Raw genomic sequence first — 12,708 nt, forward strand, 5'->3', positions numbered from 1 at the left:
ACCCGAATTTACTCAATCGTCATGAGCTATCAGCTTCAATTCGGCGAGCTCGCCGAATACGCCGGCGTGTTCGCGAGCGGCGCGGCGATCACGCTTGCGCTGACTGCGGTCGCAACCGTGCTCGGCGTGGCGATCGGCGTGCTCGGCGCGGCCGCGTACAGCGCCGACGCTCCCGCGGCCGTGCGGCTGCGCCCGCTGATCGGCGCGTACGTCGAGGCGATCCGCAATACGCCGTTCGTCGTCCAGCTGTTCTTCATCTTCTTCGGATTGCCCGCGCTCGGCGTGCACATCGACGAATACACGGCCGCGATTCTCGCGATGACGCTCAATCTCGGCGCGTACTCGGTCGAGATCGTGCGCGCGGGTGTCGCCGCCGTCCCGAACGGGCATCTGGAGGCGGCATCGGCGCTTGCGATGTCGCGCGCGCAGATGCTGCGCCATGTCGTGCTGCCCCAGGCGCTCGCCAAGGTGTTTCCCGCGCTCTCGAGCCAGATCGTGATCACGATGCTCGGTTCGGCGGTCGTGTCGCAGATCTCGGTGGCCGATCTGACCTATGCGGCGGGCTACATTCAGTCGCGCAACTTCCGCGCATTCGAGACGTATTTCGTCATCACGCTCGCGTATCTGGCGATGGCGCTGCTGCTGCGTGGCGCGCTCGGCACGATGGGGCGCCGCCTGTTCTCCCGCCGCGTACGAGGTGCGCGATGACCGATTTCACGTTCGGGCAGATTCTCGCGAACCTGCTGCTGGCCGCGCGCTGGACGATCGTGCTGTCGATCGTGTCGTTCGTGTCCGGCGGCCTCGTCGGCCTCGGGCTGCTCGTGATGCGCGTGTCGGGTTCGACGGTGCTGCGCGGCTGCGCGAAGCTGTATATCGAGATATTCCAGGGCACCCCGTTGCTGATGCAACTGTTCATCGTGTTCTTCGGCCTGCCGCTCGTCGGGCTCGACGTTCCGCCGTGGGTCGCGGCCACCGCGGGGCTGACGTTCTTCACCAGCGCGTATCTCGCGGAAATCTGGCGCGGCTGCGTCGAGGCGGTGCCGAAGGGGCAGTGGGAGGCGTCGGCGAGCCTGGCCATGAGCTACGTCGAGCAGTTGCGTCACGTGATCCTCCCGCAGGCCGCCCGCATCGCGATCGCACCGACGGTCGGCTTCGGCGTGCAGGCCGTGAAGGATACGGCACTGGTATCGATCATCGGCTTCACCGAGCTGACGAAGGTCGGCATCGCGATCTCGAACGCGACGTTCCGGCCGTTCGTCGTGTATGGCCTCGTCGCGCTGATCTATTTCGCGCTCTGTTATCCGCTTACCCGCTATGCGCGCACGTTGCAAAGGAGATGGCATGCCGCTCGTTGAAACCCGTGGTCTCGAAAAGAACTTCGGCACCCATCATGTGCTCAAGGGCATCGATTTCTCCGTCGAGCGCGGGCAGGTCGTATCGATCATCGGCCGCAGCGGTTCGGGCAAGAGCACGCTGCTGCGCACGCTCAACGGGCTCGAGAGCATCGACGCGGGTACGATCTCGATCGACGGCGAACGCGTCGATGCGCGGCACGCGGACCTGCGTGCGCTGCGGCTCAAGGTCGGGATGGTGTTCCAGCAATACAACCTGTTTCCGCATCTGAGTGCCGGGCAAAACGTGATGCTGGCGCAGTCCGTCGTGAAGAACACGCATCGCCAGCAGGCGCGCGCGATCGCGGAGCTGATGCTCGAACGCGTCGGCCTCGGCGACAAGTTCGACGCGTTCCCGGAGCAGCTGTCGGGCGGCCAGCAGCAGCGCGTCGCGATCGCGCGTGCGTTGGCGATGAAGCCGAGCGTGCTGCTGTGCGACGAAATCACGTCCGCGCTCGATCCCGAACTCGTGGGCGAGGTACTGGGCGTCGTCGAGCAACTCGCGCGCGAGGACATGACGCTGATCATGGTCACGCACGAGATGAACTTCGCGCGTGCGGTGAGCGACCGGATCGTCTTCATGCACCAGGGCAGGGTGTGGGAGAGCGGAACGGCCGAAGAGATCTTCGAGCGGCCGCAGACGGTGGAATTGGCGCGCTTTCTGGGCAGCGTCCGGAACACGGAAGCCGTTGCGCGCTGATCGGCCACGCCTGCGCGTTGCTGACATCGTTGCCCGGATCGCCGACAATCCGGCGTGTGCGCCGCGCCCGCGCGCGCCGAGCCGCCCGAGAGAGTCCTCCATGTCCGGAATATCCATCAGGTCCGCCAGCCTCGACGATGCGCAGGCGATCGCCGATTTTCACGTCAAGGTCTGGCGGCATACCTATCGCGATCTCGCGCCGGCGCAAGCACATGCCGCCCTCGACGAGCAGTATCGCGGCAGGAAATGGCGGGAGAAGCTGGCGTCGAACGAGCGCGACCAGCTGGTGCTCGTGGCGCAAACCGGTGGCCGGATCGTCGGCATCGGAGCAGCCTGCGCGCCGTCGGAGCCGATTTTCGGCGGTCGTGGCGAAATCAAGTTTCTTTACGTCGATCCCCTCTTCAAGCGCCGCGGCATCGGCCGCATGCTGCTTGCGCAACTCGCAACGCATCTGCAAGCGTTACGGTATCCGGGCGCCGCGTTGAGTGTCGTCAAGGGAAACGCGGCCGCGATCGCGTTTTACGAGGCGTTGAACGGCCGGTTCGCGGGCGAGTACGTCGATGCGGGGCCGATCTGGCGCTCGCAGAACATCGTCATGGTGTGGGACGACTTCGCGAGCCTCGTTTCCTGACGTCCAGCCCGACCGCAAGCGAGCGCGCGCATTACGCGAGCCGCGCGCGCAACCAGGTGGTGAACGCGGTCACGAGCGGCGTCTCGGTCAGCTCGTGACGCGTGACGAGATAGTACGCATGACGTGACGGCACCGTTTCGCTGAACGGCCGCACGAGCGTGCCGTCGATCAGGTCGTCGCGCACCGACAGGCTGTCGCCGAGTGCGACGCCCTGGCCGTGCACCGCGGCTTCGACGCCGATGTGCGCGTTGCCGATCTCGAGGATGCGGATGCCCGGCAGCCGGTCGGCCTTCGCTTCGGCCAGCCAGCGCATCCACGAGCCCGCGTGCTCGCAGAACAGCGTGCGCCCTGCGAGATCCTGCACCTTGCGGATTGCATCGCGCCCGTTCATCAGCGCGGGGCTCACGACCGGGAACAGCGCCGGATGCTCGAGCAGCTCGACGTGCCGGTTGCGCCAGTTGCCTTCCCCGTAGCGGATGCAGACGTCGACATCCGGCGAATAGATCTCGCGCTCGTCGTTCGACGGAATCACCTTCAGATGGATGCCCGGATAGCGCTCGAGAAAATCGCCGATGTGCCGGGCGAGCCAGCGCGACGTCAGCGACAGCGGCGTCGACACGACGAGATCGCCGACGGCGGCCGGCGAATCGAGCCTGACGGTAGCGTTCGCGATGATGTCGAACGCCGTGCCGACCGGCTCCAGCAGCGCTTCGCCTTCGGGCGTAAGCTTCACGCGCGCCTTTGATCTGACGAATAGGGCGACGCCGAGCGTGCTCTCGAGAATCCGGATCTGGTGGCTCACCGCGCTCGCGGTCACGTGCAGTTCGTCGGCGGCGGCCGACACGCTGCCGCGCCGGGCGGCGGCCTCGAACGCGCGAAGCGGGTTCAACGGGGGGAGGCGGTTGCGCATCGGCGAGCGTGTCGGCGAGGACGGTGCTGAGAAAAATTTCATTTAAGCGGATTCAATTTCTCGCTACAACAAAAAAAATTGAATGCCTACAGTGAGGACACTCCAACCGAGACGAGGTCGTCCGCAATGAGCCTTACCGAACCGATCGAGCGCCTGTGGGGCGGTCGCTTCCAGTCGAAACCGTCCGAGGCGCTGCAGAACCTGTCGCGCTCCGATCCGAGTTTCTACCGACTCGTCCCGTACGACCTGGCAGGCTCCCGCGCGCATGCACGCGAGTTGAACCGCGCCGGCATCGTGAATGACGACGAGCTCGCGCAGCTGCTGGCCGCGATGGACGGCATCGCGCGCGACCATGCGGCCGGTGCGATCGCGCCTTCGCTCGCCGACGAGGACGTGCACACGTTCCTCGAACGCGTGCTCACGCAGCGGCTGCCGGTGCTCGGCGGCAAGCTGCGCGCCGGGCGCTCGCGCAACGACCAGGCGGCGAACGACCTGCGTCTGTACCTGCGCGACAAGGCGCGCCAGCTCGTACGCGGCGTGCTCGACCTGCAGGATGCGCTGGTCGGCCAGGCAAGCCGGCACATTGACACGGTCACCGCCGGCTTCACCCACCTGCAACCCGCGCAGCCGATCGTGTTCGGTCATCAGCTGCTCGCGCATGCGCAGTCGCTGTATCGCGATGCCGACCGCCTGGTCGACTGGGACCGCCGCACCGCACGCTCGCCGCTCGGCGCGGCCGCGCTGGCCGGCTCGGCAATCTGCGTGCACCCCGATCTTTCAGCGCAGGAGCTCGGTTACGACGCGCCGTGCGAGAACTCGATCGACGCGGTGGCCGCGCGCGATCACGTCGCCGAATTCGCGTTCGTCACCAGCATGCTGGCGGTTGATCTGTCTCGCCTGTCGGAAGAAGTGATCCTGTGGACGTCCCGGCAATTCCGCTGGGTGGAACTCGACGACGGCTACGCGACGGGCAGTTCGATCATGCCGCAGAAGAAGAACCCGGACATCGCGGAACTCACGCGCGGCAAGGCGGGGCGCCTGATCGGCAACCTGACCGGCCTGCTCGCCACGCTCAAGTCGCTGCCGCTCGCATACAACCGCGATCTCGCGGAAGACAAGATCGCCGCGTTCGATTCGATCGACACGCTCGAACTCGTGCTGCCCGCCATGGCGGGGATGATCCGCACGATGCGCGTCAACGTCGACGAGATGCGCCGCCAGGCGCCGCTCGGCTTCACGCTCGCGACCGAGGTCGCCGACTGGCTGGCGCTGTCGGGCGTGCCGTTCAGCGAGGCGCACGAGATCACCGGCGCGCTCGTGCGCGCGTGCGAACGCGACGGCATCGAGCTCGCGGATGCCAGCACGGAGCAGCTGCAGGCCGTCGACGCGCGCCTCGCGCCGGCGGTACGCGCGCATCTGACGCTCGACGCGGCCGTCGCCGCTCGCGGCGGCGCCGGCGGCACGTCGCCCGCGCGCGTGCGCGAGCAGATCGGCCGCCTGAGCAACGCGATCGAACGCCAGGCCGCGTGGGCGGCCGACTACCGGGGGCCGTCATGCTGAGCGCATCCGATTCGCACCGTCTCCACGGCGCACCGGCCGCGGCCGTCGCCGCGGCGGACGACACCGCCGCACTCGTGCGCGTGCGCCGGCGCTACTGGGGCCGCTATGTCGCGTCGGTCGCGATCATCGCCGCGCTCGCCTACGTGGCGCTCGCGTTCGCGCGCGGGCAGATCGAATGGCGCGTCGTCGGCCAGTTCCTGACCGCGCACTCGATCCTGACCGGCCTCGGCAACACGATCGTGATGACCGTCCTCGCGATGACGCTCGGCATCGTGCTCGGGGTCGTCACCGCGGTGATGCGGCTGTCGTCGAACCCGGTGCTCGGTGCGATCGCGCAGGGCTACATCTGGCTGTTCCGCGGTACGCCGGTGATCCTCCAGCTACTGCTGTGGTTCAACCTCGCGCTGGTGTTTCCGACGCTCGGCATCCCGGGGATCGCCGAGTTCCGGACCGTCGACGTGATGACGCCGTTCCTCGCGGCGGTGCTCGGGCTCGGCATCAACCAGGGCGCGTATACGTCGGAAGTCGTGCGCGCGGGGCTGCTGTCGGTCGACACCGGCCAGTACGAGGCCGCGAAATCGATCGGCATGGCGCGCCTGCAGGCACTGCGCCGGATCATCCTGCCGCAGGCGATGCGCGTGATCGTGCCGCCGATCGGCAACGAGCTGATCGGCATGGTCAAGCTGACGTCGCTCGCGAGCGTCGTGCAGTACGCGGAGATGCTGCACAACGCGCAGAACATCTACTACGCGAATGCGCGCGTGATCGAGCTGCTGATCGTCGCGGGCATCTGGTATCTCGCAGTCGTCACCGTGCTGTCGTTCGCGCAGGCTCGTGTCGAACGGCGCTTCGCACGCGGCGCGGGCCGCGCGGCGGGCCGAAAATGAGCGGCACGACCCACAACCGTAAGGAGAACGTCATGACGAACGCGATCGTTCGCGCGGTCGACGTGCGCAAGTCGTACGGCGATTTCCAGGCGCTGCACGGTATCACGCTCGACGTCGCGCAGGGCGAAGTGCTGTGCATCATCGGGCCGTCTGGCTCCGGCAAGAGCACGTTCCTGCGCTGCATCAACCAGCTCGAGACGATCAGCGCGGGCGCGCTGTGGGTCAACGGCGAGCTGGCCGGTTACCGGCGCACGGGCAACCGGCTCCACGAGCTGTCGGAGCGTCAGGTCGCGCGCCAGCGGCTCGCGACGAGCATGGTGTTCCAGCGCTTCAACCTGTTCCCGCACAAGACCGCGCTCGAAAACGTGATCGAAGGCCCCGTGCAGGTGCTCAAGCGCCGCCGCGTGCAAGCAGAAGAAGAGGCCCGCGCGCTGCTCGCGCGCGTCGGCCTTGCGCACAAGTGCGGCGCGTTTCCGGTCGAGCTGTCGGGCGGCCAGCAACAGCGCGTCGCGATCGCGCGGGCGCTCGCGATGCATCCGCAACTGATCCTGTTCGACGAACCGACGTCGGCACTGGACCCCGAGCTCGTCGGCGAAGTGCTGGCCGTGATGCGCGATCTCGCGAAGAGCGGGATGACGATGATCGTCGTCACGCACGAGCTCGGCTTCGCGCGCGAGGTCGCCGATCGCGTCGTGTTCATGGACGCCGGACGGATCGTCGAGAGCGGGCCGCCCGATCAGGTGCTGTCCGCACCGACGCATGCGCGCACCCGCGACTTCATCTCGGCCGTGATTGCCTGAGCGGATCGCGCCGCCGACGAGACGTGCAACGCAGCACTCCCTTACACCACCACGACAAGGCGACACCCCATGAAAGCATCCGTCCTGACCCGCACGCTGGCCGCTGTCGCATTCGGCGCGCTCGCGCTTCATGCCTCCTTCGCAGTCGCCCAGGCCGCGAACGTCAAGCGCACGCTGAACGTTGCGATCGTGCCGAACTACCCGCCGTTCGAATACAAGGACCCGGCGACCGACAAGCTCGCGGGCTTCGACGTCGATCTCGGCGAGGCGCTCGCCGCGAAGATGGGCGCGAAGCTGAACTGGGTCGAGACGAGCTTCGACCAGATGATGAGCGCGGTCGCGACGCAGCGCGTCGACATGATCCTGTCCGGTATGACCGACCTGCCGACGCGTCGCGATGCGGTGACGTTCGTCGACTACATCGAGACGGGGCCGCAGTTCTACGTGCTGAAGACGCGCGCGGGCGAGTTCGCGCAGATGGGCGCGCTGTGCGGCAAGCGCGTCGGGTCGAGCCGGCGCACGTCGTTCCCGGACAATACGACGGCGTGGAGCGCGGAGAACTGCGTGAAGGCCGGCAAGCCGGCAATCGTGGTGGTCGGCACCGACGGCTCGTCGGATGCGCGCATGCAGCTGCGCCAGAACCGTATCGACGCGGCCGTGCAGGGCGGCGAGACGCTGCCTTACCAGAACAGCCTCGAGCAGAACGCCTACGCACCGGTCGGCAAGCCGTTCATGTCGCAATACACGGGCATCGGCGTCGCGAAGAGCAACACCGCGCTGAGCGGCGCGCTGACGACGGCGCTCAACCAGCTGATCGCGGACGGTTCCTACCAGAAGATCCTGGCGAAGTGGGGACTGCAGGAGCACGCAGTGGCGAAGGCGATGATCAACGGCACGCACTGAGCGCGCGATGACGGACCTGGCTCCCCGGTGGCCGGACGCGAAGCGCGCGTGCGTCGCGCTCGCGTTCGATCTCGACGGCCCGACCGGCGACGCGATGCTGAACGGGTCGATCTGGCGCAACCCCGCGTATTTCACGCTCGGCAGCTACGGGCCGTGGCGCGCGCTCGGCCGGCTGCTCGACGTGCTCGCGTCGTTCGACCTGCCCGCGACGTTCTTCGTGCCCGCGTGGGTCGCGCGGACCTGGCCCGCGCAATGCGCGGCGATCGTCGAGCGCGGGCATGAGATCGGCTATCACGGCTACCGCCACGAAGCGTTCTGGACGCTCGAACCCGAACGGCAGCGCGAGATCATGGCGCAGTCGGCCGAGATTCTCTATCGTACGCTCGGCGTGCGGCCGGTCGGGTTCCGCACGCCGTCCGGCGACTGGAGCGCGGCGACAGTGAGCGTGCTGCGCGAAGCCGGCGTGCGCTATTCGAGTTCGATGCGTGGCGACGACCGTCCATACCTGCTGCCCGGCGCTCACGGCGAGCCGCCGCTCGTCGAGATTCCCGGCCGCTGGGAAACCGACGACTACGCGTCGCTCGCATATCACCGCAACCCCGACTACCCGGTCGGGCTCGACCGGATCGCCGGCTACGATGCGACGCTCGACAACTGGACGCGCGAATTCGACGGTATATACCGCGAAGGGCTGTGCCTGACGACGCTGCTGCATCCGAAAGTCTGCGGCAAGCCCGGCCGCCTCGCGCTGCTCGAAGCGTGGTTCGAACACATGCGCGCGCGGGACGGCGTCTGGTTCGCGCGCTGTCGCGAAGTGGCCGACTGGTGGCTCGCGCAGCACTCGCCCGACACGCAATCGACACAACGGAGCGGCCTGTGACGACACTTCCTGCCTGGCCGGACGGCGCGCGTTGCGCGATCGCGATCACGGTAGATTTCAACGACATACACGGTATCCAGACACGCGAGCCGCGCATCGTCGGCCGCGAGAAATCGTTGTCGGTATGGCGCTACGGCGCGACGCGCGGCGTCGATCGCTTGCTCGATGCGTTCGATGCATTCGGTGTGCCGGCGAGCTGGTTCGTCCCGGGCATCGTCGCCAAGACGCATGCGGATGCGGTGCGCGAGATCGACGCTGCCGGCCATGAACTCGGCGTGAGCGGCTATCGCTGCGAAGACTTCGACGCGTTGCCGCTCGCCGCGCAGATCGACGCGTGCCGCACCGGGCGCGCGGCGCTCGCGGACACGATCGGCCGCGACGTCGAAGGGTTTCGCTCGTTCACCGGCAACTGGGCCGACGGCTTCGCGGACTGGCTCGTCGCGGAAGGCTTCACGTGGTCGTCGTCGTGGCGCGGCGACGATCTGCCGTACGTGCATCCGCGCGGCGACGGCCACGTGGACGGTGCGCGGCTCGTCGAGCTGCCGCTGCACTACGAGCTCGAGGACGAGCCGTACTTCGAGTTCAACCTGTCGCCGCCCGTGCCGACCGGCCAGCCGCGCATCGCGGCGTACCGTGACGTGCTCGACAACTGGCGGCGAGACGTCGACGGGTTTCGCCGCTTCGGGCTGTGCTGCGTGCTGCGCCTGCATCCCGAGATCATCGGCACCGCGGGGCGCATCGACTTGCTGCGCGCGTTGCTCGCGCATCTGCGCGACGCGGGCGACGTCTGGTTCGCGACCGGGCGCGACATCGCGCGCTGGTGGCGCGCGCAGGTGCCCGTCAATCCGCCGGGCCATCCGGTCGACGTGTTCGCGCATTGCGTGGCGGACGAGTCGGCGCGATGAAGACGGTGACGGAAACGCGTGCCACGCAGCTCGCGGCGTTCGTCGCGCGGACAGACGCCAATGCATTGCCGGACGATGTCGTCGCGAAGGCGAAGCGTCATATCCTCGACACGTTCGGCTCGGCGCTGGCCGGTACCTCCGCGGTCGAGACACGCAGTGCGCGCGCGCTGACCGGCACGGTCTCGCATGACGGCGCGACGCTGTGGGGCACACGACGGGCCGCGGGCGCACGCGATGCAGCGTTCGTGAACGGGATCGCCGCGCACGCGCTCGAGCTCGACGATTCCGGCGGCTGCGATCATTCGGGCGCGGTGGTGATGCCGGCCGTGCTCGCCGCGCTATCGTGCGCGGACCACCCCGTCACCGGCGGGGAATGCGTGGCGGCGATCGTGCTCGGCTACGACGTCGGCCGGCGCGTGCTCGAGGCGGCTGGCGGCTACGCTGCCCACAACGGGGCCGGCTGGCACTCGACGCTCAGTTGCGGCGTGTTCGGCGCGGCGGCAGCAAGCGCGCGCGTGCTCGGGCTCGACGCCGCGCGCACGCGCGACGCGCTCGGCCATGCGGCGAGTTTCTCCGGTGGCTTGTGGGGTTTCATCCACGACGGATCGCAGACGAAGCGGCTGCACGCCGGGCGGGCGGCGGAGGGCGGCGTGCTCGCGGCGCTGCTGGCACGCGAAGGCGTGAGCGGCCCGGCCAGTGTGTTCGACGACGTCTGGGGCGGCTTCTTCACCACGTTCGCCGCGCAATCGCATGCGCCCGACGCATTGACCGACGACCTCGGCGCGCACTGGAAACTGATGCGCTGCTCGATCAAGCCGCACGCGTCGTGCCGCAGTGCGCATGCGGCGGTCGACGCGGCGCTGCAACTGGCCGAAGGTCGCACGTTCGAGGCCGGCGAGATCGAGCGGGTGGTCGTGCGGGCGAGCGCATTCGTGGCCCGGATGTGCGGCGGCCGCGACCTGTCGACACTGTCGTCGTCGCAGATGAGCCTGCCGTACGCGGTTGCGGCAGCGCTTGCGTTCGGCGACACCGGAATCGGCGCTTATCGCGACGACAGGCGCACGGATTCGCGCGTCACCGCGCTGCTCGCGCGCATCGCGATCGAGGTCGATCCGGCACTCGGCGATCTCGACGAGCCGACCGTCATCCTGCATCGCGCGGACGGGCGGCGGCAATCGTATCACGTGCCAATCGCACTTGGGGATCCACGCAATCCGCTGTCCGATGCGGCACTGCTGGCGAAGTTTCGTGCACTGGCGGGCATCGCGCTCGTCCCCGCGCAGGTCGATGCGCTGAGCGACACGTGCCTGTCGCTGGAGCGGTTGCCGGACGCGCGGGTGTTGAACGCGTTGCTCGCGGCCGATGCAGGCGATTCACCTACCACGCCGAAATTCCGCCCATAACGCCCCGTTTCCGGAAACGTTCCTTGTCGGTTCCGCACTAATTCACGCGCCGCTCCGGTCGTTATCGTGGCATCGGTCTCGCACGTGCCGCCTTCGATCGGCTGGACACGCATGCGTCGCATGCAACGGTTTCGTGCTCAACGCTTCCCTCATCATGATCAGGAATTTCAGCATTCGCGTCCGGCTGGCGCTGGCGATGGGCTTTCTCGGCGTACTGCTCGTCATCGGCGGCATCATCGGTGTCATTGGCGTAGCGATAAGCAACGACGATGTGAAGACGCTTTATTCCGACCGGCTCGCATCGTCGGAGGCGCTCGGCCAGGCGAATGTCGCGCTGTCGAGAACCCGCCTGTGGCTGTATCGCATCGCGCTCGATCCGAGCAGTCCCGACGTGCCGCAGGAAACCGCGACATCCCGGGAACTGCTGGCCGCGTCGAAAAAGGCGTGGGACGCGTATCGCGCGCTGCGGCTCTCCGGCCCCGAAGAAGCGCGCCGCGCGGCCGACGCGAACACGAAGTTCAACGCGCTCGTCGAGAACGGCCTCGAACCGATGTTCAGCGCCATCGACGCGCGCGATCCCGTGAAAATCCCCGACGTCTGGCGGCACATACCGCCGTCGCTATTCATCGACGTCTCCGACGCGATGGACGCCCTCGGCCGAATCCAGATCACGGCTTCCCGGGTCACGTTCGATGCCGCGCAGGCGCGTTTCCACTGGTTCGTCGGGATCGCGATCGCCGGCATCCTGGTCGCGCTCGGCGCAGCCGTACTCACGTGGTGGTCGCTTCAGCGCGCGATCGGTGCGCCGCTTGCGCACGCACTCGACCATTTCAGCGCGATCGCCGGCGGCGACCTGACGACGCGGATCGATGTCGATTCGACCGACGAGATGGGGCAACTGATGACCGGCCTGCGGGCGATGCAAGGCAAGCTGCTGCAGACGATTCGCGTGGTGCGGGAAGGCTCGCACTCCATCGAGACGGCCGCGCACGAGATCACGGCCGGCAACATGGACCTGTCGCAACGGACCGAAGAGCAGGCCGCGTCGCTGGAGGAAACGGCCGCCTCGATGGAGCAACTGACTTCGACGGTTCGCCAGAATGCCGAGAATGCGAAGCAGGCGAATCAGGTGGTGCAAGACGCGGCGTTGCTGACCGAAGAGGGCAATCAGGCGACGCAGGAAGTCGTCAACACGATGCGCGGCCTGTCGGAAGCGTCGGGCAAGATCGCCGAAATCATCTCCGTCATCGAAGGCATCGCATTCCAGACCAACATCCTGTCGCTGAATGCGGCGGTCGAAGCGGCGCGGGCAGGCGAGCAGGGACGCGGATTCGCGGTCGTCGCAGGCGAAGTGCGATCGCTCGCCCAACGCAGCGCCACGGCGTCCCGCGAGATCAAGGAACTGATCACGGATTCGCTGAGACGCGTCGAGACCGGTGCGCGACAGGTCGATCGCGCGACCGGGACGATGGCGGATATCCTGACGTCGGTGCAACGCGTGCACGTGCTGATGGGCGAGATTGCGGCCGCGTCCGACGAGCAGTCCAGAGGCATCGAACAGGTCAATCAGGCCGTGACGCAAATGGATCAGGTGACCCAGCAAAACGCGGCGCTGGTTCAGCAGGCGTCGGCGGCCGCGCTGTCGCTGAAGGAGCAGGCGGGGCAGCTGGAGGCGACTGTCTCGGTCTTTCGGATCGGTTCCGCGCAAGCTGATTCGTGATCCCGGGCGGCCGTCTCA

The 12,708-nt window shown here is 67.6% G+C and carries 13 protein-coding genes; 12 read left to right on the forward strand and 1 reads right to left on the reverse strand.

Annotated features, from left to right (window positions below; genetic code table 11):
- The first annotated feature begins 21 nt into the window (after window positions 1-21).
- Genes ACT2FV_RS13590 through ACT2FV_RS13605 form a run of 4 tightly spaced genes read left to right on the forward strand, consistent with a single transcriptional unit; the run spans window position 22 to window position 2,722 of the window.
- Window positions 22-708 (forward strand): amino acid ABC transporter permease, encoded by a 687-nt coding sequence (locus ACT2FV_RS13590; RefSeq protein ID WP_059536410.1) that lies wholly within the window; start codon window positions 22-24, stop codon window positions 706-708.
- Entirely contained in the window at window positions 705-1,355 is a 651-nt protein-coding gene (locus tag ACT2FV_RS13595; RefSeq protein WP_124625151.1) for an amino acid ABC transporter permease, read from the forward strand. Before ACT2FV_RS13590 ends, ACT2FV_RS13595 begins: the two co-directional genes overlap by 4 nt.
- Window positions 1,342-2,091 (forward strand): amino acid ABC transporter ATP-binding protein, encoded by a 750-nt coding sequence (locus ACT2FV_RS13600; protein WP_059681034.1) that lies wholly within the window; start codon window positions 1,342-1,344, stop codon window positions 2,089-2,091. Before ACT2FV_RS13595 ends, ACT2FV_RS13600 begins: the two co-directional genes overlap by 14 nt.
- A complete protein-coding gene (locus ACT2FV_RS13605) occupies window positions 2,081-2,722 on the forward strand; it encodes a GNAT family N-acetyltransferase (RefSeq protein ID WP_444504089.1) in 642 nt (213 codons plus the stop codon). Before ACT2FV_RS13600 ends, ACT2FV_RS13605 begins: the two co-directional genes overlap by 11 nt.
- 31 nt (window positions 2,723-2,753) lie before the next feature.
- Here ACT2FV_RS13605 and ACT2FV_RS13610 read toward each other — a convergent pair whose 3' ends face one another.
- Complete coding sequence (locus ACT2FV_RS13610; RefSeq protein WP_124625148.1) at window positions 2,754-3,632, reverse strand: LysR substrate-binding domain-containing protein; 879 nt, start codon at window positions 3,630-3,632, stop codon at window positions 2,754-2,756.
- A gap of 126 nt (window positions 3,633-3,758) precedes the next feature.
- Between ACT2FV_RS13610 and argH the strand changes: the two genes are divergently transcribed.
- The 8 genes from argH to ACT2FV_RS13650 all read left to right on the forward strand — a co-directional run bounded on the left by argH (window position 3,759) and on the right by ACT2FV_RS13650 (window position 12,690).
- On the forward strand, window positions 3,759-5,192 hold the full coding sequence (gene argH, locus ACT2FV_RS13615) for an argininosuccinate lyase (RefSeq protein WP_444504090.1): 1,434 nt from the start codon (window positions 3,759-3,761) through the stop codon (window positions 5,190-5,192).
- Entirely contained in the window at window positions 5,186-6,079 is an 894-nt protein-coding gene (locus tag ACT2FV_RS13620; RefSeq protein WP_059602935.1) for an amino acid ABC transporter permease, read from the forward strand. The genes argH and ACT2FV_RS13620 overlap by 7 nt, the downstream gene beginning before the upstream one ends.
- On the forward strand, window positions 6,076-6,879 hold the full coding sequence (locus ACT2FV_RS13625) for an amino acid ABC transporter ATP-binding protein (protein ID WP_151050376.1): 804 nt from the start codon (window positions 6,076-6,078) through the stop codon (window positions 6,877-6,879). The genes ACT2FV_RS13620 and ACT2FV_RS13625 overlap by 4 nt, the downstream gene beginning before the upstream one ends.
- Before the next feature lie 69 nt (window positions 6,880-6,948).
- A complete protein-coding gene (locus tag ACT2FV_RS13630; RefSeq protein ID WP_444504091.1) occupies window positions 6,949-7,782 on the forward strand; it encodes an ABC transporter substrate-binding protein in 834 nt (277 codons plus the stop codon).
- A 7-nt stretch (window positions 7,783-7,789) separates the two neighbouring features.
- On the forward strand, window positions 7,790-8,662 hold the full coding sequence (locus ACT2FV_RS13635; protein WP_444504092.1) for a polysaccharide deacetylase family protein: 873 nt from the start codon (window positions 7,790-7,792) through the stop codon (window positions 8,660-8,662).
- Window positions 8,659-9,567 (forward strand): polysaccharide deacetylase family protein, encoded by a 909-nt coding sequence (locus ACT2FV_RS13640; protein ID WP_059602850.1) that lies wholly within the window; start codon window positions 8,659-8,661, stop codon window positions 9,565-9,567. Before ACT2FV_RS13635 ends, ACT2FV_RS13640 begins: the two co-directional genes overlap by 4 nt.
- Entirely contained in the window at window positions 9,564-10,970 is a 1,407-nt protein-coding gene (locus tag ACT2FV_RS13645; protein ID WP_444504093.1) for an MmgE/PrpD family protein, read from the forward strand. The genes ACT2FV_RS13640 and ACT2FV_RS13645 overlap by 4 nt, the downstream gene beginning before the upstream one ends.
- Before the next feature lie 154 nt (window positions 10,971-11,124).
- Window positions 11,125-12,690, forward strand: coding sequence for a methyl-accepting chemotaxis protein (locus tag ACT2FV_RS13650; protein ID WP_444504094.1), 1,566 nt, complete (start codon window positions 11,125-11,127; stop codon window positions 12,688-12,690).
- Window positions 12,691-12,708 lie beyond the last annotated feature (18 nt).

Origin of the sequence: Burkholderia sp. PR2 (assembly GCF_052372875.1) — a bacterium.
GTDB lineage: Bacteria > Pseudomonadota > Gammaproteobacteria > Burkholderiales > Burkholderiaceae > Burkholderia > Burkholderia diffusa.

Coding starts and splice junctions, on each gene's coding strand:
- ACT2FV_RS13645 (WP_444504093.1), top strand. CDS start 9,564: ATGAAGACGGTGACGGAAACGCGTGCCACGCAGCTCGCGGCGTTCGTC.
- ACT2FV_RS13635 (WP_444504092.1), top strand. CDS start 7,790: ATGACGGACCTGGCTCCCCGGTGGCCGGACGCGAAGCGCGCGTGCGTC.
- ACT2FV_RS13630 (WP_444504091.1), top strand. CDS start 6,949: ATGAAAGCATCCGTCCTGACCCGCACGCTGGCCGCTGTCGCATTCGGC.
- ACT2FV_RS13610 (WP_124625148.1), bottom strand. CDS start 3,632: ATGCGCAACCGCCTCCCCCCGTTGAACCCGCTTCGCGCGTTCGAGGCC.
- ACT2FV_RS13590 (WP_059536410.1), top strand. CDS start 22: ATGAGCTATCAGCTTCAATTCGGCGAGCTCGCCGAATACGCCGGCGTG.
- ACT2FV_RS13595 (WP_124625151.1), top strand. CDS start 705: ATGACCGATTTCACGTTCGGGCAGATTCTCGCGAACCTGCTGCTGGCC.
- ACT2FV_RS13625 (WP_151050376.1), top strand. CDS start 6,076: ATGAGCGGCACGACCCACAACCGTAAGGAGAACGTCATGACGAACGCG.
- ACT2FV_RS13600 (WP_059681034.1), top strand. CDS start 1,342: ATGCCGCTCGTTGAAACCCGTGGTCTCGAAAAGAACTTCGGCACCCAT.
- ACT2FV_RS13620 (WP_059602935.1), top strand. CDS start 5,186: ATGCTGAGCGCATCCGATTCGCACCGTCTCCACGGCGCACCGGCCGCG.
- argH (WP_444504090.1), top strand. CDS start 3,759: ATGAGCCTTACCGAACCGATCGAGCGCCTGTGGGGCGGTCGCTTCCAG.
- ACT2FV_RS13650 (WP_444504094.1), top strand. CDS start 11,125: ATGATCAGGAATTTCAGCATTCGCGTCCGGCTGGCGCTGGCGATGGGC.